This window comes from Bartonella bilalgolemi, from assembly GCF_023500045.1.
Lineage (GTDB): Bacteria > Pseudomonadota > Alphaproteobacteria > Rhizobiales > Rhizobiaceae > Bartonella > Bartonella bilalgolemii.
Genome location: NZ_JAMCOF010000011.1, coordinates 19,418 through 40,642, shown reverse-complemented (window position 1 = coordinate 40,642; position 21,225 = coordinate 19,418). Strand labels below are relative to the sequence as shown.

Below are 21,225 nucleotides of genomic sequence, written 5' to 3'. Positions count from 1 at the left end.
GATAGCTTTATTCATGTATCTTCCTCATCCATATGGATGACGCCATCGCTTTCATCACATGCGTCTGGTTGAGCGTTTGGATCAAGGATATCATCCTTGTCTGGTTTTGTGTTTGCAACGTTTCTAGCGGTATCTTCTTGTGCTTTATCAAAAAGTTCGCAGTCTATTTTTGTTATGTAGCCTCCTGTCTTATCAAGTTTATGTTTAACACTTTTGATACGCCATTCTGTTGGAATATAGGGACGAAAAGGGGGCTCTTGAATAAGCTTTGCTTCTGCTTGTACAAAGGGATTACCGCCGATATCACACGAAAAAGAAGATTTTCCACGAGATGATTTATTGCGATAAGCAGCAATGGCCGCAACAGCTTCTGATTGGTTATGGTAGGTATATTTGAGTTCATGAAAAGGTTCTTTACCAACCTTGACTTCCTTTTTTTCACCAGTGCGGATATCGTGATAGGCTGCAAGGACACCTCCTTTTTTTTCTTCTTCTTGCTTTTCAGGTGTTTCTGCTGCTGTCTCTACTTCAGGCAAATCGTCGGCGCCATTTTCATCCATATGAATAACATCTTCTCCTTCATCGATTTCTTCGGCTTCTCGTGCGTTGGCAGCAGCCTTTTGATCATCCCCCGCATCTGTCTTTAAGCCATTAGCCATACCGGCTTCATCCCGTGAACTGTATTTAAAATCCCAAGAGGTGCAATGTTTCTCATGGATGATAACAACAGGGATGGTTTCACCGGTTATAGCTTTGCCTTCACCTCGTTTGGCAAGCACTAATTTACCATCAACAGGCTTTGCTACTGCATCATATTCTTCTGCAAGGCGTGTGGCAAAAGCCATATCGCTTTCTGTTGTTTGATCAATGTGACGCACAACAATTTTTGCAAGAGCAGGATCAACTTTTGGTGTATAGCCATTGCGCTGTGCTATCTCTTGAATAATGTTGCCTAAAGTTTGCTGGTGATAGGATTGGCTTTTAGGTGTTCTATAAGATGTGTTCATGGAGGCGGCGCGACCTGTAACACTTAAGGTTTGTGGTGGGCTGCTTACAGAGATTTCATCAATTAGATAGGCTCCCATATCACGGTTTTTACCACCTTCATAACCAAGAGTTATAGAAATGATTGTTCCAATGAGAGGTATGTCAAGAAAGCCATTATCGCACTCACGCGCACGATCATCAAGCTCTATGGTGATGCGGTCGCTTTTGTCTTCTGCTTCATCGGTAATTTCAATCGACAAAACATAGTCCATAAGTATGCGTGTAATATCCTCTCCATTTGCCTTCACTGTGCAAAAAGGTCTCATTGTTTGTTGCCCCAAATTCTGATCACAGGTGTGGCTTTAGGATAGGGGAGGGATGGTAGGAGTATAGTGATACCTGCTTTTAAAATTGGACCATAGTCTGCAAGACCAAAATTAGCCGCGTAAACGCGTTCAACAGCAAGCGCTTGTTGACCTTTGGCATAGTATTTCCAGCAAATGGCATCCACCATATCGCCATCTTTAGTCATATAAAGGTCACTCATAGGTCTTCACCATATTCTCTCAACTTTATCGTAAATTCTTGTTTTTTTGGTGTGCCATTATAATGAAAAACACTTTGTTTTTCCTCTACAGAAAGGATGACAAACTTACCTAAAATTTTGCCTTGACCGGTCACAAGGATGTGAGGACCATTATGCGCCATTTGCCGTAAATGTTCTATTTGTCCATGACCGCCTTTGAAATCTGGATAAACGATACCTTTTAAAGAAAACGCAGCATTTGCAGCAGCTGGCAATTGAAGCGCTGCTTTACGTCCCAACCGCCCTTGTTCAACCCATGGAATGTCATAGGTCATATCGAGGACTTGATAGGCTGCTGTTTCAATGGAAAAGATAAAACCACCTAAAGCTAGCATCATGATGATTAATCCGAAAGACTAGAAGCTATAGCGAAGCGCTGTTGTTTGGCATAGTGTTCAAGGGCTTGATTTACGGCGGCGCGGATTTCGTCTTTTAAACCATTGGGAACGGAAATATTTAAATTTGAAATCATCACGCGGGCGTCTATTTCTACCGGCTTATGAACTGTGATTGGTTCTGGAACCTTGAAAGATTCAACCTTTACAGTTTTAGCCTGCATTTGTCCTGTTTCAACTACGCCTGTATTGGAACTGCTTTTGCTTCTTCCAGATGGAGAGTAGGGGACCATTGCTGTATCAAGCATTCTTTTTGCACGAGCATTGGTTTCATCGGTAAAGGTTTTAATAGTTTGAGTTGAAGTTTTGTTGATTGAAACATTAAAGCCTAGCTTTTCTTTCATCCAGTTTGGCATCCAACTGGTTAGTCCATTCATCATATTGCCAAATTCGTTATACAAATCATCCCATTTTCTTTTGATACCTTCCCAAAGACCGTTAATCAGGTTGGCTCCTGCCTCCATTAAATCGACGCCAAGCAACCATTTAATGAGTTCATTAATTTCTTTTGCTATCCAAGTGAGTGGTGAAAAGTTTTTAAAAAGAGTGAAGAGTTGATCAAAAACGTTACTGCATAAGCTAGCAAAAGAATCCAATAACTTGCTTATGAAGCTTATAACTGTATCCCAGTTTTTGTAGAGTAGATATCCAGTAGCAACAAGAGCTGTAATACCACCAAGTATCCAGCCGATAGGTGTTGTCATGATTGCATAGCCAAGCGTGACGAACGCTGCTCCCGCTGCGGCTAATGCGGCAATGAGTGGTCCAAAAATGAATGAACCAACGGCTACAAGACCTACCTTAAAGACGGTTATTTCACCAATCAAAGGCTCTAGCCAGCGAAACCAGCCTTTAATCCTCTCTGTGAGATCACTGATGCTTTTTCTCAAATCAGAGGTAGGGTTCAGTAAATCATTAAAGACTTTTTTTACACTTCTAGCCCATCCAGCAACTGTTGTTTGGATGAGGTCACGGTTTTCATCAATCAACTTTGAAAAACCGTCAATCATATCATTGATCACTGGCATGAAGCGTGCTCCAATAAAGCTCGCGATACCGCCTATTTTTTTCTTAAAGGCACCAAGCTTATCACTTAAATCTGCTGCATAGCGTGCGACGTCGGCTCCTATTAGCCATTTTCCTTTTTGTGCTTTTGCAAACAGTTCTTTGATTGGCTCCATCCCTTGCGCAAGCATGGCTGCCATTTCCTTGCCGTCACCACCAAACAGCAGAGCAGCAATGTGCTGTCTTTGCGCTTGATTTTTCATCTTACTCATCTTGTCGGTAATTTCTTCCAGTAAGACAGAGTTTGATTTGAGTTTTCCAGAAGCGTTTTTGACCGAAATACCAAGTGCCTCAAAGCCCATAATACCTCTTTTTTGTCCAGCATATGCTTGTGCTGAACGCCTATTTAAAGTGGCTAGGGATTGTTGAAAGAGTTCGGCAGAATATCCTGAATTATCGGCCGCATCACCCCATAATTGAAGCGATGTAACACTCATCCCTAAATGGCGTGATGCATGGTATAGACTATCGCCCATATGCATGGTTTTCATAGTAACAGCAGTTAGACTGGCCACAAGACCACCACCTGCAAGCCCTAAAGCACCAGTAAAGACTGAAGCACGGTTTGCAGCTGTACCAAGAGCACTTTGAACGCCATGAAGGCTCGTTGTCATGTTTTTTACAGCAGCAGAAAAGCGCGGAATACTCAATCTATGTGAGAGTGTTTTTGACAATGTATCGAATTTTTTTTGAAGATGTTTAAGAGGTGCGGTGAGTTTGTCTTCAAGGGACAGCTTAACCTTTGCATCGGCAACTTTTTCACTCATTTTGTCTTATACCTTTCTGCTGCTTGTTTTCGCCAGAATATTAGTTCTTGCAGTTCCATTTCCATCATGTCTGAAAGTGACCAATGGAACACAATGGCGATATCGGCTATGAGTTTAGCGGCGGTTTCCCAGTCGAGGTGTCCCGCCGCTTGATAAAAGACTCCAAAATCTCTCCAATGCTCGACAAGTCATTAATATCCAGTTCTTCAATCGCTTCATGTGGCCATCCGGAAAGGCGTGCAATCATAGCAATTGTTTGTTCAATACCTTCTTTCTTATCAATGGCTTGCACATCTTTTGTTTTGGGACGTTGTAAGGTAATTTCGGTGTGTTCTTTTCCTTCAAAGGTCACAGGAATAAGTAATTTGTGTGTAATACTTTTTTGTATAGTCATTTTTATAATCCTAAGTTTTCTTTATGGTCTGCTAATTGATTGATACCATTGAATTTTCTAATCAAGTTGAGAACGTCTATCTCAACAATTTCAACGTCCTTCTGGACATATTTAAAATACTGCAATGTGAAGGTAGCTGTGGATGTTGCTTTGCTCCCTGGTTGCCATTCTGCCATTTCAAAGCCTTTGCAAAGTCCTCTCATGGTAATGATAACACCTTCTGCGGGCGTGCCTTGTGCTTGCATTGAACTGCGCAATGAGATGTCAACATCTGTGCGTCCTAACAGTGTCATTAATTCTGGAGAACAATCAGAAATGGTCATGGTAAGTGTAAGTGTTTCAAGACCAAGATCAACTTCAATGGCGCTATCCATGCCACCGCCACGATAGTTGTCTACAATCAAGCTTAAGTTTGGCAGGGTGACGCTCTCACATTTTGCTTGATAGGGAATGCCGTCGACAAAAATATTAAAATATTTCAAAACTCTTGGTAAAACGGGTATGGCCATTAAAAAATCTCCTCTAGGTAATCATTGATGATTTGTGAGCGGAACGTGATGTGTTCTGCTGGTGTGGTTGGTGTGAATTCCACATTGAAATAGACTCGGCCGTCTTGAATGGCGCTTGTTGTGTTAAGCTCTAGATCTGGTGTACAGCGCCCACCAAGAATGGCGCCTTGCGCTTTTAAATCACGTAAATAAGCGTTGACGCTTTCACTTACATCGTTCAGGTATGTCCTTTTGATGTTACGATCAACTGCCCATAGATGCCCGCGCAAAATAGCGTCATTGATCATATCAGCAGTTCTCACCACCGATAAGAAAGCAAATTTTGTATCGCTTGAAAGGGTACGATTTCCCCAAAGACGATAACCGTTTTCGCGGATAATTGTTGTGATGTTTTGTTCGTTAAGAAGGTTGGCACGGCTGGATCTATCACCAATGGAAAAATCAATCGGGCGGGAAATTCCTACAATGCCATTGATTACTTTGTTTGAAGGTGAATGCCAAAAGCCATGCGTAAAATCAGTTTTAGCAATGACACCAGCAATCGCTGCACTTGCTGGCTGTTTTACGATTTTGCCATTACGATTAACTTTTACAAATGGATCAATAAGAATGGCGCGTTTTGAATCAAAATCCTTCGCTGTGCTAAGAGCCGCTTCATCTGTTGTGTTTGGTGCATCAATCACCACAATTGCGCGCAAACGTTCCGCAATGCCAATGAGTTCTGCCGCTACAGGATTAGAAGTGGTACTGATTTCGGCTTTAGCTATCGCACCAGTTCTATTTTCTTCAATACTCACACTGGATTGGCGTTGATGTGTAAAGCCTGGAGCAATTAGAATACGTGGTGTTTGTCCCACAATAGATTGTGCTCCAATGAAAGCATGAACACCTTCATAGGCGCCATTTTCGTTCACACCGCCTAGAATATTGGTGAGTGTTGCGTTTTCACTGTCACCTTCTTTCACACGGATGACAACAACAATTGCTCCAACTTGCTTGAAAATAAGATCAAGAGCATTGGGTAAAGTGCCGCGTTGTTTACCTGTTTTATCTAGTTTTGCTGCTTGTGAAAGAGAGCCTGCTATCAAAACTGGTGTATTAAGAGGAAAGACTTGTTCATCTGCATCGGGCGCTGTGCCAACAATTCCAATAACTGCCGATTGAACCGCGCGAAGGGGGCGGGTGCCGTCGTCAACCTCGACAACTTCAACACCGTGTAGAAAACCTGTTGCCATTTTATGCTCCTTTAAAATAGTGGCTAATGAAGTGAATGTGAAAAATGAGAGGTAAAAAGCCGCTTTTGAGAACGACTTGACAAAATATTCAAAATCGTTAGATTCATACAAAGGTGCTTGAAAAACACCTTAAAACAACAAGCGGATTGGTTACCGAAATAATCAGTCTTCTGTACATTAAAGACTTTGACTCATTATATGTTACACGCATATAATAGCTTTGTCGGGTGTGGTTACGCTATACAATACCCTTTCGGGGGAAAGGCATAACGACGGGCTTGTTGCCGTGTTTTTCAGCACCCGGCACTCTTTTTGGGTGTCAATGAAAAACGTCTAACAACAAGGATCCATTATGAATACTCTTATTCCAATATCGGAACAAATCATTGATCAGGAAACTGTTCAAACCGTTAATGCCCGTGAATTGCATACGTTTTTGAAGGTAACATCTCGTTTTAACGATTGGATTATTAATCGTATTAAAGAATATGGTTTCCTAGAAAATAAGGACTTTGTGAGTTTTACTAAAAATTTAGTAAAACCTAAAGGCGGTCGTCCAAGTACAGAATATCACATCACTTTAGACATGGCGAAAGAGCTCTCAATGGTTGAGAATAATAAGAAAGGTAGAGAAGCGCGTTTATACTTTATTGAGTGTGAAAAGCTTGCAAAACAAGTAGCAACACCACAAATGGATCTTGCTAATGCTTTGGAAAATCCTCTTACGATTAAGCAACTCCTTTTAGAGAGTATCAATCAATTAGAAGACTTAAGAAATGAGGTGAGTACACTCAAACCGAAAGCAGAAGCTTTGGAAGGCTTAAAACGCTCTGATGGTTTGTTCGGTTTGATAGAAGCTGCAAAGATGTTAGAGGTACGACCAAAGGAGTTAACGGATTACTTTTATAAAAACATTACATTGCCACTTGACAATGCAGTGACAATATGAATAATCGAATCAGGTGCTTCAAAAACACCGAACGATAAGCGGATAGATTACCGAAATAATCGCTTCCCGCCGAAATTTAAAAACTTTGACTCATTACATGCTTTGTAGCATATAGTGATTTTGTCGGGTGTGGTTACACTATACAATACCTTTGCGGGAAAAGTGTAACGACGGACTTATCGCCGTGTTTTTGAGCACCCGGCACTCTTTTATTGGGTGTCAATCAAAAACGTCTAACGATAAGGAGTTCTTTATGAACAGTCTCATAGAAATTACAGAAAGTGTTGCTAACAATGCAACAGTTCGGACTATGTCTAGCATTGAAATTGCGGAAGTGTGCAGTAAACAGCATAAGAATGTTATGCGTGATATCAAGCAAATATTTAACGAGCTCAAATTTGAGCCGGTTGATTTTATTGGTACTTACGTTGATGCAAAAGGTGAAAGCCGCCCTTGTTATAACTTACCCAAGCGTGAATGTTTAATTCTTGTTTCAGGTTACAGCACTGCCTTACGAGCTAAAATCATTGACCGTTGGCAAGAACTGGAAAAACAAGTAGCCGCACCACAAGTAGATCTTGCCAATGCTTTGGAAAATCCTCTTACGATTAAGCAACTCCTTTTAGAGAGTATCAATCAATTAGAAGACTTAAGAAATGAGGTGAGTACACTCAAACCGAAAGCAGAAGCTTTGGAAGGCTTAAAACGTTCTGATGGTTTGTTCGGTTTGATAGAAGCTGCAAAGATGTTGGAAGTACGGCCAAAGGAGTTAACGGATTACTTTTATAAAAACATTACATTACCACTTGACATTATTACAGCAATATGAATAATCGAATCAGGTGCTTGAAAAACACCTTAAAACAACTAGCGGATTAGTTGCCGAAATAACTAATTTTCCGCATATTAAAAGCTTTGACTCATTGTATGTTAGATGCATATAATGATTTTGTCGGGTGTGGTTATGCTATAAAATACCTTCACAGGGAAAGCATAACGACGGGCTAGTTGCCGTGTTTTTCAGCGCCCGGCACTCTCCTTAGAGTGTCAATGAAAAACATCTAACAACTAGGAGTTCTTATGAACACACTTATAGAAATTAAAGGAAGCAGCCCTAGTGGAGCTGCTACTCAAACTATGTCTAGCATTGAAATTGCTGAATTATGTGATAAAAGGCATGACAATGTTATGCGTGACATCAAGAAAACGCTTGAAGAACTTAACGCCCTCAAATTTGAGGAGGTTGATTTTATTGGTACTTACGTTGATGCAAAAGGTGAAAACCGCCCTTGTTATCACCTTCCTAAGCGAGAATGTTTAATTCTTGTTTCTGGTTACAGCACTGCCTTACGAGCTAAAATCATTGACCGTTGGCAAGAATTGGAAAGGCAGGCTACAACACCACAGATCGATTATTCAAGTCCAGAAGCAATGATTGGCTTTTTGACACATCTACAAAGCCAAATTGAGCAGAAAGATCATGTTATTGCAGAATTAACTCCCAAGGCAGAAGCTTTGGAAGGTTTAAAGCGTTCTGATGGTTTATTCGGTTTGATAGAAGCTGCAAAGATGTTAGAAGTACGGCCAAAGGAGTTAACGGATTACCTCCGTAAGAATGATTGGGTGTATCGCCGTGCTCCAAGTGGTCCTTTATTACCTTATCAGGATAAGATAAAGAAAGGATTCATGGATTGCCCTGCCATCACCATTCAAAGACCGGATGGAACAGATAAGATACTCCCTTCAACAAAAATCACACCAAAAGGATTGGCTTGTTTGAGAGAACAAATCCACGGAGGTGTACAATGAACATCAGTGTCGACTTCTTATGCGATTTATGGATGGCGTTGTTTCGGTTTTCTAATGATGAAAATATTAACGAAAAAGAATGTACTGCTTTGGTTGACATCATGAGTCTGGTAGAAAAGGTTTTGATTTTAAAACTTCAAGATGAAGTACCAAATATACTTAAAATCTTGACAGTTCTAACAGATTTTGGAGATTCAGAACTACCGCATAGCATGGATTCTTTGTTGCGAGCTTATGCTCCTACTTTGCAAAACCCGATTGTAAAAGTAGCTTAGACCTACAACATAATTTTATCTCCTCGTCTTTTAGTAGACGTGGAGGTGGTTAATGCCGTAAAATATCTTTACATAATACGTATTATACGTATAATATGTATGATACATTAAAGATAGGATGTGCATATGAAAAAATATAGTTTTACGGATGTAAACCGTGGTGCTGGCGATATTTTAGATGAGGCTATGTCTAAACCTGTAGCTTTAACAAAGCGAGGTCGTGAGAAAATCATTATGCTTCCTGTTGATTTATATCATGAATTAATAAAATCCCATTCTAGTGTACAATCTTTTGTTTATGCAAATGCACCGCAAAATATATTAGACGACTTAGATCGTGGTTTAGATGATATTTTAAATGGCGACGAACATGTTTAAAGCAGGGGCTTTAAAGAAAAAAATCATACAAGCCTAATAGCCTAGACTTGATTATCTTTCTCTTGTGGTTCTTTTACAGGCTCTACAGGTGCGTCTGTTTCTGCCATTTCAGTAGATGAGAGCTGTTTTGTGCTTTCATCAACAACAGGCGGGAAAAATTGCCCGTCTTTGTAAATCCAGCCAATTTGTGCTTCCTTTGACCGAATTGCTTCACCATCAAAGTCATGAACATAATTTTCTGAGGCTACGATAATATTTGTTACCACACCATTTTCAACAACTGCATATTCCATGAAGTGCTCCTATATAAAAAATTTCAACAAGATAGCTCCATCTCCGCCATCGCCACTAGATGAGGATGTTGCATCTTTTCCTGGGAAATAACCACCGCCGCCGCCGCCATAAAGTGCTTTACTCTCTTTAGAAACTGAAGTGCCTTTACCACCATGACCACCCCACATACTGTTTCCACCATCACCACCGCTATTACCGCCAACACCAACACCACCGCCACCGCCGCCGCCATAAACACTGTTTCCACCATCACCACCGCCAAAAATTTCACCAACACCACCGCCGCCGCCGCCGCCATAAACACTGTTTCCACCATCACCACCTTCACCGCCACGATCACCATTACCGCCATTACCACCATTACCGCCATACCCTCCGCAGCCGTAAATACTATCACCGCCACGACCACCAAAGCCACCATGACCGCCTTTACCGCCACGACCACCATTACCGCCATTACCACCATTACCGCCATACCCTCCGCAGCCGTAAATACTATCACCGCCACGACCGCCATCACCGCCCAAACCGCCACGATAGCCATTACCGCTATCACCGCCACGACCGCCTTTACCGCCATTACCACCAAAGCCACCATCACCGCCTTTACCGCCATTATCACCATACTTATTTGTTGAATTACCAGTGGATCCATCAACACCGTTAATGCCACCTCGTTGGGGGCGACCTTTTCCACCATAAGCAGTAATAAGTGAACCAATTTCTGTGGAAGTACCGTATATCTCACCGATAGCTTTTCCTCCTCTTCCAATCTTGACCGAATTCTTACCAAGAAATTTTTTCCTTGTTCTTACGTATGTACAACAACCACCAGTGCCACCGCGACCATCAGAAGAACCAGCATTCCCGCCGCCCCATGCCCATATTTCAATTTCTGTGTCATCAGTGACACCTTCGGGCAATGGAATGGTACCGCTTTCTGTCATGAGGATTTCGACAGCTTTTTTGGTGAATAAAGCCATCAATTTATCAATTTCACTTTTCGTATAAACAGCTTCACCGTCGATTTTAAGCGGTCCTTTAAGCTTGCTTTCCGTTGTGCTTAAACTTGTAACCACTTCACCGTTATGGGTGAGGCTAAGCGAGGAATTGCCAGTGAGTTCCACATCACCACTCATAGTCACTTTGCTGTTAAATTTGTTATAGCTTTGCCATTCATTGGCTTGTGTTAAACGTCCATAGCTTGTGAGATCTTCGTTGATTTTGGCTCTAAAGTCGTCAAGTCCTATGATATCTTCTGTTTTATGTTGATGCGCACCTAACAATGATATTGCACTACCAAAGGTAAAATTATTATTGCTTGATTTGTAGAGCACATAATTGTTAGCCGCGTCCTTAGCACCCTCGATATCGCTTAAATCAGCAAATGAGAAGGTTTTATCAGCTGCCATTTTACCTTTAAGAGTTGCTTCAAGATCTGTAACATCACCTATGCTATGCATATGCTTTAAAGGTGCTTTTTCGTCTATCTTTTCCTCAACATCGGCAATGGCTTGATCAATTTTTCTTAAGTTTTCACGTAAAATTGGGAATTCAGAACTGATAAAGCGTCCTTCCTTTGGCAATTCCATGTCGAGTTTTTTGGTTTTGGTCATGCTTATTCTCCCATCATAATATGCCGGCACCAAAATCACACACCATGGACCGTGCTGCAGGTCCACCAGTGAGTGTGAGTTTAAGGCGTGCTTGTTGTGCTGATTTATCATCACTGATAAATTTGCGCTCTGTCCAAAGAGGTTCCGATAACTGTTCTGTTTCATCTAGTTCCAAACGGCTAAAAGAACCATCATCCAGTTGCATCTCCAGTGTAAAGGATGAACCACCAGGCAAAAAGGTTTTGATATAGCTGGTAAGCCTCGATTTTTCACCAAAGGCAAAAGCCCTGGTGATATAGGTTGCTTCTTTATGAACTTTTCCTGCAATCAATTGAACAGGAGCAAATAACACGGGTGAAAGCTTTTCTGTGCCTTTGAGAATAGCGCGGAGGTGAACTTTTTCACTGATATATTCAGTAAGATTAAGCAATTGAAACGGCAGTAGTTGATAAACTGTGCCGTTGTTGCGTTCAATTTCAAAGATGACAGAACACTCACTTGAAGGCAATTCAATGGCTGCACGTATTTGCAAATCAGAGCAGTCAACAAGATCAAACTCACCTAAAGGAACGGTTTTTTCTGTTTGTGTGTAGCGGGCTGCTAACACTCGAAATGCTAAGGCTTCATCTTGATGGGCTGTCCAGCTTTGTGCGTTGACAGAAGAAAAGCGTGGACCCGTCACATACGGATGACTTGAGACATATCTTTGGCTCTCTGCATCAAAATCACCAAGTTTGGCCAGTGAGACAGAATGGTCACCATCATCAGTTTTAATGACAAAAGCGGTCAGACGATCATCGGGAATTAATAAGGGGACATCATAGTGCGCTTTTGCCCATCCGGTTTTTGCACCTTTCATGGAATAGGATGTTTGGGCTTGAATATCGGTGGTAGGATAGCCGTTTTCAGTGGTGACTAAATCGATCATTAAATCATGAGAGGGGTTGCCAATTTTACAAAGATGGAAATCAATCCCTGTGATTTGTCGTGTTTCATCGGGTGTAAAGACTTGTGCTTGTGGGTCCACTTTTGTCCATATTTTTACTGTGGTGGTGCGCCGCATCACTTTCACATCAATCACACCTTGTCCAGTAAAAAGACCTGTTGCAATTGTGCCCCCTTTGCCCTGTGCGATAACATTTTTTGTGCCAGCGGTAATGTTTTTAGGAATGGTAAAAGTTCCTTCGAGCATACCTTTGGTGTCGGCAACAAGGTGGCTACTTGGCAAGACATTAACACCATCAAAGGTAAGGCTTTCTAAGATTTCTCCTTTAGCAAAACCTTCAATCTTAAAGTTCAATGTAATTTGTCTTAAAAAGTCGATTTGCTCTTGGGTCGCATGCACCAAATCATCACTGATTTCTGTCTTACGGATGCTTCTCCCACGGTTCTGACCCATATTGAGTTGATTGGTCACACTTGAGAGCCAATCGGTGCGCTGTTCATGCCAAAAGTCTGTTGCAGGGGCAAGAGTGACTCTTCCAGGCAAAGGAGAAAAGTTTTGATAAGGATTGATTTTTTCGCAAGCCGTTGTCAACTCTTGCGCAATAATGACTTCATTTGTCCAGTCAAGGGTGACAGGAGATTGCAAATCGGCAGTATAGAATATTGGGTCAATGGCAAGTTGTAAAATGCCATTGCCTACAGCGCCGGTTTGTTTAAAGCCTTCATCTCTATAACTGTCATCTAGAAATGGATCTGCAAACATTCCTTTTTTGGCAACAGGTTCTTTAGAGTCGACATTGCTTTTGATGCGTTCTAACTGCATCAACCGGTCAAGCGAAAGCACTCGTTGAAAATAACGCCACATCTCGTCATACGGTGCTACGCGTGTCCCATCATTGACAACAAGCGGCGCTTCAAGCCAATTGTTGCGAACGGTTGCAAGGGATAACACATCATCAGGAACACTTGGTGCCATGGGTTGGTCTGCCGAAATGCCCTTGATATAAACCACATCGCCTCCTGCATTCAGTCCTATACGGTCAATGCGTGGCAATTTATAAGTGTAACTGACGATAATATCACCGTTATCAGCACCATCTGAGACGGTAATTTCCTGTGCTGTTACCTTATCAGCGGTTATTGGTGCACGGTAACGATAAGTCACTTTGTAGGTGCTCCCCGGAGCAGGTTCATCTCCCATGGGAGCCCAATCAATGGTATCTCCTGTTTTCTTAAAATCTGTGTCTTCTTTAAATTCCTTGCTTCCTTGAACGACTTTGATGAAAGAGGTGATGCTTTTATCAGGAACACCATCCCGCCCTGCGGCAACCGCACCGCGAGTGATGTTAACGGTCTTTTCTTTTGTTAACAAAAGAGACTGAATATCGGCAATAGGAGAATAATATGGTTTAAAAGTAAAGCTTGTTTTTCCTTTTTGAGGTGCGAAAATATGCGTTTCGCTAGGAACAACGCTTGTCGAAAAATCTTCTGGTTCTTCATGCCGCAAAGCCGCTAAGCGCTTACGTTTAAAGCCATTAATATTGGCTTCCCCTTCTTGAATGCTAAAGATTTGGCAACCGTTGTTTGGTCCTAAAGCGCTCACACGGCATCCACTCACAATATAATGCCCATGGGCACGGTCATAAGTGGCAATGGCTTGCATGGCCGGTTCAAGTAGTGAGGGTGATTTTTGATCAATGAGAACACCATCTTGCAAAATGTAGACAGGAAAAAACGTTCCTTGCTGCCCATCATCTTTCAGAGCCCAAACAAGCTTTGCAATCTCACGGGCGGCACCGGGCTCTCCTTCTGCTAAGGTCCCTGGAATTTGCCCCAAGAGCTCCGGATCATCCTCATGGGTATTCCAGCTTTTTTGCAGTTTCACACCGATTTCTACGCGTCCAATCATGGAAACATTGTTGAGAACGGTTGGTGAAATAGGGAAAATATCACCGGCTATAAAAATCTTACCGTCGGTTAAAGTCACTGTTTGTGTATCTTTGTTGACAAACGCATCTGCTCGTTCAACACGGTCTCCTTCTTTGGCAACAAGGCGCCCTAAACGATTGTGACGACCTCTTATGATGGTTTGAACTTCATTCAACTCACCACTTTGCAGAAAAGGGCGTTGTCCATAAAATACAACGCTTTGTTGTTCATCTTTGCCGATAGATCTGTTAATTGCAAACGGCAAGCCACTTTCATGTTTCATGTTAAAACCTCAATAAAATCTTGAATTGTTCGCGAACATCAGCGCGCAACGGAATGTTAACGGCTGTTTTGAGGATCTCCACACCATCATTCAGTTCATTGGCGTCACACCAAAGCTTGCCAAGAGGGACGTCTTGTTTTGGAGAAGCATGAACGAGAATGGAAACAAATGCTGCTTGTTTTCCATCAACATCGTGAAAGTCTGTGCGTGCTGCCAGAAAAAGCGCCGTGCCCATCGGGGAGAGCTGGAATCTGCCGCCTGAATGGCTGTACACACCATCCAAATCCTGTTCGACAGGCGCTACAGCATAGCATCTGCGAATGCCAATCACGGCATTTTGAGTGTCTCTTAATACGAGATAAAGCGTACGGCCATGAAACCACTCTGCCATCAGTATATCGCGTTCATGTTTTTTAACCGAACACCACGGAAAGTTTGCCATGTCCCATGGATAATCAATTTGGTCGAAGCTTAATTCTTCATCCACATCATCTATCCAATTGCCAATAAGCCTGCCTTCTTCTTCTTCCAGCGTGTGATTAATTTCTGTTGTGCGCTCAAAGGAAAACAAAGTGCCTCCAGCTGTTAAGCGAACACCGCTCTCATACTCCAACATGCTGTTATCAAGGCGCGACATATTGCACTCGGCTGCCTCAACGTCATAACCATAAACACCACGGCGAAAATCAGAGCGCAAACTTTTGGAAAGGTCTGTGATTGCTTCAATGGCTTCAAGGCTTTTCCGTTCAGGCAATTGATCAAAGTAGAGTTGAAAAGAATTCCACCATATCTGCCTTGTCCAGGCTGGCGTAAAACGTGCCGAAATCCCTAGCCATTCAAGCCCCATCTCTATTGCCGCAAGGGAGCCACGTACTCGCTGCCATTGAAGCCCTTGATCAATTAAATCATAAAGGTTTGGAACATAAGGTGTAAGCTCTCCAAGTCCGTATTCTTCAATCAACCAGGGCAAAAAACGGGGAGGGCGTGTGATCAATTTTGTCTGTGAAATCCACAAAATAGAACTATCCATATCTTGATGAAAATCACATGCCGCAGCGAGGCGTTTTTCAAATTCTGTTGCATTGGTTGGGAGTAAAGAGCCAACCATTAGCGTGCACGACCTTTGAAGTTTAAGATGATTTTTCCAATTGCTAAAACTTCTTCATCACAAACTGCACTGTCTTGTGTTGGTGCAATGGCACTTACTTTCTGGACACCAGCAATCATTAGTTTTGAAATCCACCACGAGAGACTTAATTCACGACCAATGGCTTGTTCTTTTTTCCATGCTGCTCTTAAATTTTCTTCCATTTGCATGAGAATTTTCAAAGATGTTTCTGGTAACAGCCAAACATCTGCTTCCAAATCCACTACTTTTTTGACAGCAGCGTGAACAATAATTGTATCATTGGTCATGATGATATTTTTTCTGTGAAGTGCTTGTGAGACTGTTTGTATGAGATCTTCAGAAGCTGTTCCTTCTTCATTTTTGCCAAAAAGAGCAACGTAGATAGTTGGATCTTTGCCTTTGCGATAAATAATCGCATCCTTAACACGGTTATCCGCTGACATAGCTATAAGCTTGTAATAAGGTTCTGTTCCGCTCGTTTTGCCACCACGGGTATGAAGTCGAATACGTTCACGATACCTCTCATCGCTTTCATCCTCCATGCGGGCAATGCCATGCCAGTTTCCCAAAGAATCAAGAGATTCACCGGTTGCGAAATCAAGAATATTATTGCGTGCTGCTTCATTAATACGCTGCCTTAAAAGCAGTTCTCGGTAGCTAAAAGCTTCAATGACTTTGACTGCTGGATCACTTTCAAGGAGAATGTATCCTGGCAAAAGCTCTTTTAAATGTTCAATGTTTGCTGCGCGGATTTCTTCAAAGGAAAGTTCTGAGATGATTTCGGGATTGGAAAGGTTCTTCATTGTATCAGTACTCCTTCCATGGTAATGGGCTTGCCTGATGGCAAGTAGACGCCCGCAAAGGACAAGGATATTTTTCCATCTTCAACTCTTTTAAAATCGATTTTTTTCAGTTTAAAACGTGGTTCCCACTTGTCTAAAGCTTCAGCAACGGCGGCATAAAGAGCAACGGCAAAGGCATTATTGGATGGCGCATCAATCAATTCCGCAACACGTGAACCATAATCACGTCGCATGACCCGCGTGCCAATGCGTGTTGACAAGATATCAATAATCGACTGACGCAAATGATCGATACCGGATAGGGATTTTCCTGTTGTGCGGTCCATTCCACTGTTCAATTTGGACCTCCTGTCATGGAGCCACCAGGGGAAACACCACCATGAACATGGCTATTTCCAATATTGGTGCCATTATGCTGTAAGTTACTTGAATTAATGGAAATATTATTCCCAGAATGAAAAGAAATACTATCATTCGAATGCAGTGAAACGCCACTATCTGCCTTCAAAGAAATGTTGCCTTTTGCGTTTAAACTTATATCGCTTTCTGAAACAATCTTTATGCCATCCGGCGCGGTAAGCTCTAATTCGCCACCTTCACTTTTTAGTGACACGCCATCAGCGATGGTCAGGATAAACTTTCCACCTGACTTGATGTGAATGCTATAGCTGTTTTGTTTATCATCATATTCAAGGCTGGTTCCATCAGGATATATAGTTCGGTGAATGCTGCCGTTATCGGCTGCTTGATTAGCATCTGTATGAATGGAGCCAACAATCACACCTTGTGATAAATCCCCTGATGACGAGAGAACAACCACTTGCTCTCCAACATCGCGTCCTTCATAAGAGCGTGTTTTACCGGCGCGGGCTTGTGTGTCTGGAATCCAGTCACTGACAAGATTACCACTTTTAACCCGATAGCGTGCGTTTTTATAGTCGACATGGCTAATCTTACCTACCACAACCATATTGGCCACACGTCTCTTTAGATCTGTGATTTCTTTATTGCGTCGCTCTAACATGAGGTTCCTCAATCTTTATGTATTTATCTTCGTTTCCAACGCCTGTCTCTGGTTCAAAACCTAGAAAAGGTTCAACGAGTCTTGCTGTTACACTGCCTTCGTCTTCATCCATGTTGGGGATATTTGTCATGTAAGTGACTTCAAAGGTTAAAATTGCACCATGGAGTGCTAGGGCGCCATTATCTCCAAAGGCAAAAGCAATATTTTGCAGGCGGCATGTCTCAACTGTGTTGTTGAGATTGGGATTGGCGTAGAAAACCTCCTCCACTTCCCATGCTAGTTGATCAACAAAACGCGCTCCATCTTCTCGTGTATCATAACATTCAACATCTACTGTTAAAATGCGCCGCCTTACTCCATAATCATAGCCATCTTCAATTGTTTCACCTTGTGTTGAAATATTAATGGTCGGCATTTTCTCAACGGAAAAGTTGAAATCACGCATATTAAAAACATTGTCACCAGCAGCTGTTTTTGCTGCTTTGATCAACGCAACAAAACTTTCCCTAATCGTTTCTCGCGGATGCATGGGGGCTCCTGTTATTTAACATTTATCCTTTTCTTTGGTTTGGTATCGTGTTATGATACATAAAAGAGCGAATAAAGGTGATTTGGTGATTGAATCTTTTGCTGATAAGCGGTGTAAAGATCTTCTAGAAGGCAATCCGCCCAGAGGCTTTCCTTCAATTCTAGTGCGTATAGCTCAAAGAAAATTGTTTATGCTTGATAAAGCTGTTGATCTCAAGGATTTGCGCAGTCCTCCGGGAAATCGTCTAGAGGCATTGAAAGGAGAGCGTAAAGGTCAATATTCTATTCGTATTAATGACCAGTTTCGTATTTGTTTTGAATGGCGTTCTAATGGCGCCTATGAAGTTGAAATCGTAGATTATCATTGATCTGTAGGAGGTCGAGATGAGAAATTATATAGCAATACACCCTGGAGAAATTTTACGGGAAGAATATTTAAAAGAATATGCTCTCTCTGCTTATGCTCTTGCAAAAGCACTGAATGTTCCACGCACGAGGATAGAACGGATTGTTGCTGAAAACAGTCCAGTCACTCCCGATACAGCACTAAGATTAGCCTATTTTTTTGATACTACTGCTGAATTTTGGCTTAATATGCAAGCTGCTTACGACGTTAGTGTATTACAAACTGAAAAAGCAGACGAATTTGCCAAAATCAATAAATTTGAATGTAGGGTTTAATCATCTCCGTTCATTTTGAGTTCTTACCTAAAGAAGCCTCTTAACCACCTCCACGTCTACTAAAAGACGAGGAGATAAAATTATATTGTAGGTCTAAGCTACTTTTACAATCGGGTTCTCCAAAGTAGGAGCATAGGCTCGCAACAAAGAATCCATGCTATGCGGTAGTTCTGAATCTCCAAAATCTGTTAGAACTGTCAAGATTTTAAGTATATTTGGTACTTCATCTTGAAGTTTTACAATCAAAACCTTTTCTATCAGACTCATGATGTCAACCAAAGCAGTACATTCTTTTTCGTTAATATTTTCATCATGAGAAAACTGAAACAATGCTATCCACAAATCGCACAAAAAATCGACACTGGTGTTCATTGTACACCTCCGTGGATTTGTTCTCTCAAACAAGCTAATCCTTTTGGTGTAATTTTTGTTGAAGGGAGTACCTTATCTGTTCCATCCGGTCTTTGAATGGTGATGGCAGGACAATCCATGAATCCTTTCTTTATCTTATCCTGATAAGGTAACAAAGGACCACTTGGAGCTCGCCGATACACCCAATCATTCTTACGGAGATAATTAGTTAACTCCTTTGGCCGTACTTCCAACATCTTTGCAGCTTCTATCAAACCGAACAGCCCATCGGAGCGTTTTAAACCATCAAGTGCTTCTGCTTTTGGTGCTAATTCGGCAATGGTGTTATCCTTTTGCTCGATTTGACTTTGTAGGTGGTTCAAGAAACCTATCATTGCTTGAGGACTTGAGTAGTCTATCTGTGGTGTTGCTACTTGCTTTGCAATCTTTTCACATTCGATGAAGTATTCTCTAGCTTGGTGCCCTTTGTCATTACGCTCTATCATCGAAAGGTGTTTAGCCATGTCTAATGTAATGTGGTATTCTTTTACTTTTCCACCGTTTTCTAAATTTTTAGAAAGCGTTATAAAGTCTATACTTTCCCGAAACTTACATTCTTTAATGCGATTTTTAATCCAGTCTGCAAACTTTGATGTAATTTCCAAAAACGCATGCAAATCACGAGCGTTAACAGTTTGAACAGTTTCCTGATCAATAACCTGTTCTCTAATTTCTATAAGTGTGTTCATTATGAATTCCTTATGGTTAGATGTTTGTTAATGACACTCAAAAAGAGTGCCGGGCGCTAACAAACACGGCCATAAGTCCGTCGTTACACTTTCCCCGTAAGGGTATTGTATAGCGCAACCACACCCGACAGATATTATTATACGCATGTAGCATATAATGAGTCAAAGTCTTTAATGTATAGAAGACTGATTATTTCGGCAACCAATCCGCTTATGGTTTTAAGGTGTTTGTTAGGCACCTGATCCGACTGTATAGATATTACTATTATGATGTCAATAAGTAATATTACATTTTTTATTTTGTTAATGTCATTTATTGGCAATCTGTAATTATTGTAAAAAAGTAGTTGATTTATACCTATATATAAAATATATTCAACTTATTAAGATTAATTATAAATCCTTTTGAGTTCTATTTAGATGCTTACATCATTTGGCAAAGCCTTACGAAAACTCCGTATTGATCATGCAGAACGTCTTTTGGATATGGCTGATAAATTAGGTATATCTGTAGCGTTTTTATCTTCTGTCGAGATTGGCAAAAAATCTGTACCCGTTGGTATGGAAGAAAAAATCATCAAGTTGTACGCTTTAGATCAGGATATGGCTTCACTCTTAAGAAAAGAGGCTGATGCTTGCCGTAAGAGTTTTACAATAAAGTCTTCTAATTCATCCAAAGGTGAACTTGTTGGTATGTTTGCTAGAGTTATAGATAACATTTCTTCAGAAGATGTAGAAAAAATGAAAAAACTAATGAAACAGATAAAAGAAAAAGAAGGTAAATAGAAGGTGTATAAAAGCACTGATTACGAGGTTCCTCCTCATAGTTGGAACAAAATTAGTTATTTAGCTGATTTATTTCGAAGAGAATTACAATTATCAGATGACCAGTATTTTCCGGTGATGGAGTTTATTGAATCCATTTTGCCTGATATGAAGCTAAATTTTCATTTACGTATCGCAGATAAGAAAGAACTTGGAAATGTAGGTGGTTTAACTGATCCGCAAGGTAAGTTCATCATTTTAAGAGAAGATATTTATAGAGATGCGTACGATGGTAATGGTCGTGCAAGATTTACAGTTGCTCATGAATTTGCTCATCTCTTTTTACATACAAATGTACCCTTACAACGCGTAATCGATTCCCATGAAATACCTGCTTATCGCAGTTCAGAACGACAAGCTGATCAGTTTGCCGCTGAACTTTTAATGCCACGTTCAGGTATGCCAAAATTTAAGACTCCAGAAGAGGTTGCTAAGTGCTATAAAGTTTCATTAAAAGCAGCAAAGGTTAGAATGAAAACATTAAATCGGAATAAAAAGGGTTTGAGCTGCAACTCAAACCCAAAAGAGTTTACGTCAGGCTAAGGTTTGCTGACGTAAAACCAGACAGGAAACAGCAAAATGCAACCTGTAGCAGTAGAGAAATTGTATCATTGTGAATGTCTCTTGTCTAGGTCAATTCACCGAGAAAGTTATCTGATGGATAACAAAAATAAAATTCATATTTTTCGAATATGGCGTAGATGTCCTTATACAGGTCA

At 41.2% G+C, this 21,225-nt stretch carries 27 protein-coding genes; 9 read left to right on the top strand and 18 right to left on the bottom strand.

Annotation, left to right across the window (positions count from 1 at the left end):
* Window positions 1-11 precede the first annotated feature (11 nt).
* The 8 genes from M4Z11_RS06310 to M4Z11_RS06275 are packed head-to-tail and all read right to left on the bottom strand — an operon-like array spanning window position 12 to window position 5,938.
* A complete protein-coding gene (locus tag M4Z11_RS06310; protein WP_249677661.1) occupies window positions 12-1,313 on the bottom strand; it encodes a phage late control D family protein in 1,302 nt (433 codons plus the stop codon).
* Window positions 1,310-1,534 carry a tail protein X gene (locus tag M4Z11_RS06305; RefSeq protein ID WP_078680005.1) on the bottom strand — a complete coding sequence of 75 codons (225 nt, stop codon included), beginning with the start codon at window positions 1,532-1,534 and terminating at the stop codon, window positions 1,310-1,312. Before M4Z11_RS06305 ends, M4Z11_RS06310 begins: the two co-directional genes overlap by 4 nt.
* Window positions 1,531-1,911 (bottom strand): phage tail protein, encoded by a 381-nt coding sequence (locus M4Z11_RS06300; protein WP_249677658.1) that lies wholly within the window; start codon window positions 1,909-1,911, stop codon window positions 1,531-1,533. Before M4Z11_RS06300 ends, M4Z11_RS06305 begins: the two co-directional genes overlap by 4 nt.
* A gap of 5 nt (window positions 1,912-1,916) precedes the next feature.
* Entirely contained in the window at window positions 1,917-3,800 is a 1,884-nt protein-coding gene (locus tag M4Z11_RS06295) for a phage tail tape measure protein (protein WP_249677656.1), read from the bottom strand.
* Window positions 3,797-3,859: a GpE family phage tail protein gene (locus tag M4Z11_RS07460; protein WP_244548654.1), complete on the bottom strand. Its 63-nt coding sequence runs from the start codon at window positions 3,857-3,859 to the stop codon at window positions 3,797-3,799. The genes M4Z11_RS06295 and M4Z11_RS07460 overlap by 4 nt, the downstream gene beginning before the upstream one ends.
* A gap of 47 nt (window positions 3,860-3,906) precedes the next feature.
* Window positions 3,907-4,194 carry a phage tail assembly protein gene (locus tag M4Z11_RS06285; protein WP_249677653.1) on the bottom strand — a complete coding sequence of 96 codons (288 nt, stop codon included), beginning with the start codon at window positions 4,192-4,194 and terminating at the stop codon, window positions 3,907-3,909.
* Window positions 4,195-4,196: 2 nt separating this feature from the next.
* The gene (locus tag M4Z11_RS06280) at window positions 4,197-4,703 is read right to left on the bottom strand and encodes a phage major tail tube protein (protein WP_249677650.1); all 507 of its coding nucleotides are present in this window, start codon (window positions 4,701-4,703) and stop codon (window positions 4,197-4,199) included.
* Complete coding sequence (locus M4Z11_RS06275) at window positions 4,703-5,938, bottom strand: phage tail sheath subtilisin-like domain-containing protein (RefSeq protein ID WP_249677646.1); 1,236 nt, start codon at window positions 5,936-5,938, stop codon at window positions 4,703-4,705. The genes M4Z11_RS06280 and M4Z11_RS06275 overlap by 1 nt, the downstream gene beginning before the upstream one ends.
* Before the next feature lie 352 nt (window positions 5,939-6,290).
* Between M4Z11_RS06275 and M4Z11_RS06270 the strand changes: the two genes are divergently transcribed.
* The 5 genes from M4Z11_RS06270 (at window position 6,291) to M4Z11_RS06250 (ending at window position 9,349) form a co-directional block, all read left to right on the top strand.
* Window positions 6,291-6,887 (top strand): antA/AntB antirepressor family protein, encoded by a 597-nt coding sequence (locus tag M4Z11_RS06270; RefSeq protein ID WP_409337891.1) that lies wholly within the window; start codon window positions 6,291-6,293, stop codon window positions 6,885-6,887.
* 253 nt (window positions 6,888-7,140) lie between these two features.
* Window positions 7,141-7,716, top strand: a complete 576-nt coding sequence (locus M4Z11_RS06265) for a Rha family transcriptional regulator (RefSeq protein WP_409337890.1) — start codon at window positions 7,141-7,143, stop codon at window positions 7,714-7,716.
* A gap of 251 nt (window positions 7,717-7,967) precedes the next feature.
* Window positions 7,968-8,696, top strand: coding sequence for a Rha family transcriptional regulator (locus M4Z11_RS06260; RefSeq protein ID WP_249677644.1), 729 nt, complete (start codon window positions 7,968-7,970; stop codon window positions 8,694-8,696).
* Window positions 8,693-8,971, top strand: coding sequence for a hypothetical protein (locus M4Z11_RS06255; RefSeq protein WP_249677640.1), 279 nt, complete (start codon window positions 8,693-8,695; stop codon window positions 8,969-8,971). Before M4Z11_RS06260 ends, M4Z11_RS06255 begins: the two co-directional genes overlap by 4 nt.
* A gap of 126 nt (window positions 8,972-9,097) precedes the next feature.
* On the top strand, window positions 9,098-9,349 hold the full coding sequence (locus M4Z11_RS06250; RefSeq protein WP_249677690.1) for a type II toxin-antitoxin system Phd/YefM family antitoxin: 252 nt from the start codon (window positions 9,098-9,100) through the stop codon (window positions 9,347-9,349).
* A 41-nt stretch (window positions 9,350-9,390) separates the two neighbouring features.
* On the opposite strand, the gene M4Z11_RS06245 is transcribed toward M4Z11_RS06250, so the two are convergent.
* From M4Z11_RS06245 to M4Z11_RS06210, 8 genes are read right to left on the bottom strand one after another with little or no spacing between them, the layout of a single operon-like run.
* Entirely contained in the window at window positions 9,391-9,642 is a 252-nt protein-coding gene (locus tag M4Z11_RS06245; RefSeq protein WP_249677637.1) for a hypothetical protein, read from the bottom strand.
* A gap of 9 nt (window positions 9,643-9,651) precedes the next feature.
* Entirely contained in the window at window positions 9,652-11,259 is a 1,608-nt protein-coding gene (locus tag M4Z11_RS06240; protein ID WP_249677635.1) for a Bgr_08870 family protein, read from the bottom strand.
* 13 nt (window positions 11,260-11,272) lie between these two features.
* Window positions 11,273-14,416, bottom strand: coding sequence for a DUF4815 domain-containing protein (locus M4Z11_RS06235; protein WP_249677633.1), 3,144 nt, complete (start codon window positions 14,414-14,416; stop codon window positions 11,273-11,275).
* A gap of 1 nt (window position 14,417) precedes the next feature.
* Window positions 14,418-15,524: a phage tail protein gene (locus M4Z11_RS06230; RefSeq protein ID WP_249677632.1), complete on the bottom strand. Its 1,107-nt coding sequence runs from the start codon at window positions 15,522-15,524 to the stop codon at window positions 14,418-14,420.
* Window positions 15,524-16,348, bottom strand: coding sequence for a baseplate J/gp47 family protein (locus M4Z11_RS06225; RefSeq protein ID WP_249677629.1), 825 nt, complete (start codon window positions 16,346-16,348; stop codon window positions 15,524-15,526). The genes M4Z11_RS06230 and M4Z11_RS06225 overlap by 1 nt, the downstream gene beginning before the upstream one ends.
* Window positions 16,345-16,686 carry a GPW/gp25 family protein gene (locus tag M4Z11_RS06220; protein ID WP_249677627.1) on the bottom strand — a complete coding sequence of 114 codons (342 nt, stop codon included), beginning with the start codon at window positions 16,684-16,686 and terminating at the stop codon, window positions 16,345-16,347. Before M4Z11_RS06220 ends, M4Z11_RS06225 begins: the two co-directional genes overlap by 4 nt.
* Window positions 16,683-17,372 carry a phage baseplate assembly protein V gene (locus tag M4Z11_RS06215; RefSeq protein WP_249677625.1) on the bottom strand — a complete coding sequence of 230 codons (690 nt, stop codon included), beginning with the start codon at window positions 17,370-17,372 and terminating at the stop codon, window positions 16,683-16,685. Before M4Z11_RS06215 ends, M4Z11_RS06220 begins: the two co-directional genes overlap by 4 nt.
* A complete protein-coding gene (locus tag M4Z11_RS06210) occupies window positions 17,353-17,901 on the bottom strand; it encodes a hypothetical protein (RefSeq protein ID WP_249677623.1) in 549 nt (182 codons plus the stop codon). Before M4Z11_RS06210 ends, M4Z11_RS06215 begins: the two co-directional genes overlap by 20 nt.
* Window positions 17,902-17,953: 52 nt before the next feature.
* Here M4Z11_RS06210 and M4Z11_RS06205 point away from each other — a divergent pair, with 52 nt between their 5' ends.
* On the top strand, window positions 17,954-18,268 hold the full coding sequence (locus M4Z11_RS06205) for a type II toxin-antitoxin system RelE/ParE family toxin (RefSeq protein ID WP_249677621.1): 315 nt from the start codon (window positions 17,954-17,956) through the stop codon (window positions 18,266-18,268).
* Between the two features lie 16 nt (window positions 18,269-18,284).
* Complete coding sequence (locus M4Z11_RS06200) at window positions 18,285-18,581, top strand: HigA family addiction module antitoxin (protein ID WP_249677619.1); 297 nt, start codon at window positions 18,285-18,287, stop codon at window positions 18,579-18,581.
* 93 nt (window positions 18,582-18,674) lie between these two features.
* On the opposite strand, the gene M4Z11_RS06195 is transcribed toward M4Z11_RS06200, so the two are convergent.
* Together M4Z11_RS06195 and M4Z11_RS06190 are read right to left on the bottom strand one after the other, a co-directional pair.
* A complete protein-coding gene (locus M4Z11_RS06195; RefSeq protein ID WP_249677617.1) occupies window positions 18,675-18,953 on the bottom strand; it encodes a hypothetical protein in 279 nt (92 codons plus the stop codon).
* Window positions 18,950-19,681, bottom strand: a complete 732-nt coding sequence (locus M4Z11_RS06190) for an antA/AntB antirepressor family protein (protein ID WP_249677615.1) — start codon at window positions 19,679-19,681, stop codon at window positions 18,950-18,952. Before M4Z11_RS06190 ends, M4Z11_RS06195 begins: the two co-directional genes overlap by 4 nt.
* Before the next feature lie 420 nt (window positions 19,682-20,101).
* On the opposite strand from M4Z11_RS06190, the gene M4Z11_RS06185 reads away from it, so the two are divergent.
* Complete coding sequence (locus M4Z11_RS06185; protein ID WP_249677613.1) at window positions 20,102-20,467, top strand: helix-turn-helix domain-containing protein; 366 nt, start codon at window positions 20,102-20,104, stop codon at window positions 20,465-20,467.
* 3 nt (window positions 20,468-20,470) lie between these two features.
* Window positions 20,471-21,049 carry an ImmA/IrrE family metallo-endopeptidase gene (locus M4Z11_RS06180; protein WP_249677611.1) on the top strand — a complete coding sequence of 193 codons (579 nt, stop codon included), beginning with the start codon at window positions 20,471-20,473 and terminating at the stop codon, window positions 21,047-21,049.
* The last annotated feature ends 176 nt before the right edge of the window (window positions 21,050-21,225 follow it).

What these genes read in the sequence shown, in the direction of transcription:
- M4Z11_RS06310 (WP_249677661.1), bottom strand. Translation starts at nt 1,313, where the DNA reads ATGAGACCTTTTTGCACAGTGAAGGCAAATGGAGAGGATATTACACGC.
- M4Z11_RS06305 (WP_078680005.1), bottom strand. Translation starts at nt 1,534, where the DNA reads ATGAGTGACCTTTATATGACTAAAGATGGCGATATGGTGGATGCCATT.
- M4Z11_RS06300 (WP_249677658.1), bottom strand. Translation starts at nt 1,911, where the DNA reads ATGATGCTAGCTTTAGGTGGTTTTATCTTTTCCATTGAAACAGCAGCC.
- M4Z11_RS06295 (WP_249677656.1), bottom strand. Translation starts at nt 3,800, where the DNA reads ATGAGTGAAAAAGTTGCCGATGCAAAGGTTAAGCTGTCCCTTGAAGAC.
- M4Z11_RS06285 (WP_249677653.1), bottom strand. Translation starts at nt 4,194, where the DNA reads ATGACTATACAAAAAAGTATTACACACAAATTACTTATTCCTGTGACC.
- M4Z11_RS06280 (WP_249677650.1), bottom strand. Translation starts at nt 4,703, where the DNA reads ATGGCCATACCCGTTTTACCAAGAGTTTTGAAATATTTTAATATTTTT.
- M4Z11_RS06275 (WP_249677646.1), bottom strand. Translation starts at nt 5,938, where the DNA reads ATGGCAACAGGTTTTCTACACGGTGTTGAAGTTGTCGAGGTTGACGAC.
- M4Z11_RS06270 (WP_409337891.1), top strand. Translation starts at nt 6,291, where the DNA reads ATGAATACTCTTATTCCAATATCGGAACAAATCATTGATCAGGAAACT.
- M4Z11_RS06265 (WP_409337890.1), top strand. Translation starts at nt 7,141, where the DNA reads ATGAACAGTCTCATAGAAATTACAGAAAGTGTTGCTAACAATGCAACA.
- M4Z11_RS06260 (WP_249677644.1), top strand. Translation starts at nt 7,968, where the DNA reads ATGAACACACTTATAGAAATTAAAGGAAGCAGCCCTAGTGGAGCTGCT.
- M4Z11_RS06255 (WP_249677640.1), top strand. Translation starts at nt 8,693, where the DNA reads ATGAACATCAGTGTCGACTTCTTATGCGATTTATGGATGGCGTTGTTT.
- M4Z11_RS06250 (WP_249677690.1), top strand. Translation starts at nt 9,098, where the DNA reads ATGAAAAAATATAGTTTTACGGATGTAAACCGTGGTGCTGGCGATATT.
- M4Z11_RS06245 (WP_249677637.1), bottom strand. Translation starts at nt 9,642, where the DNA reads ATGGAATATGCAGTTGTTGAAAATGGTGTGGTAACAAATATTATCGTA.
- M4Z11_RS06240 (WP_249677635.1), bottom strand. Translation starts at nt 11,259, where the DNA reads ATGACCAAAACCAAAAAACTCGACATGGAATTGCCAAAGGAAGGACGC.
- M4Z11_RS06235 (WP_249677633.1), bottom strand. Translation starts at nt 14,416, where the DNA reads ATGAAACATGAAAGTGGCTTGCCGTTTGCAATTAACAGATCTATCGGC.
- M4Z11_RS06230 (WP_249677632.1), bottom strand. Translation starts at nt 15,524, where the DNA reads ATGGTTGGCTCTTTACTCCCAACCAATGCAACAGAATTTGAAAAACGC.
- M4Z11_RS06225 (WP_249677629.1), bottom strand. Translation starts at nt 16,348, where the DNA reads ATGAAGAACCTTTCCAATCCCGAAATCATCTCAGAACTTTCCTTTGAA.
- M4Z11_RS06215 (WP_249677625.1), bottom strand. Translation starts at nt 17,372, where the DNA reads ATGTTAGAGCGACGCAATAAAGAAATCACAGATCTAAAGAGACGTGTG.
- M4Z11_RS06210 (WP_249677623.1), bottom strand. Translation starts at nt 17,901, where the DNA reads ATGCATCCGCGAGAAACGATTAGGGAAAGTTTTGTTGCGTTGATCAAA.
- M4Z11_RS06205 (WP_249677621.1), top strand. Translation starts at nt 17,954, where the DNA reads ATGATACATAAAAGAGCGAATAAAGGTGATTTGGTGATTGAATCTTTT.
- M4Z11_RS06200 (WP_249677619.1), top strand. Translation starts at nt 18,285, where the DNA reads ATGAGAAATTATATAGCAATACACCCTGGAGAAATTTTACGGGAAGAA.
- M4Z11_RS06195 (WP_249677617.1), bottom strand. Translation starts at nt 18,953, where the DNA reads ATGAACACCAGTGTCGATTTTTTGTGCGATTTGTGGATAGCATTGTTT.
- M4Z11_RS06190 (WP_249677615.1), bottom strand. Translation starts at nt 19,681, where the DNA reads ATGAACACACTTATAGAAATTAGAGAACAGGTTATTGATCAGGAAACT.
- M4Z11_RS06185 (WP_249677613.1), top strand. Translation starts at nt 20,102, where the DNA reads ATGCTTACATCATTTGGCAAAGCCTTACGAAAACTCCGTATTGATCAT.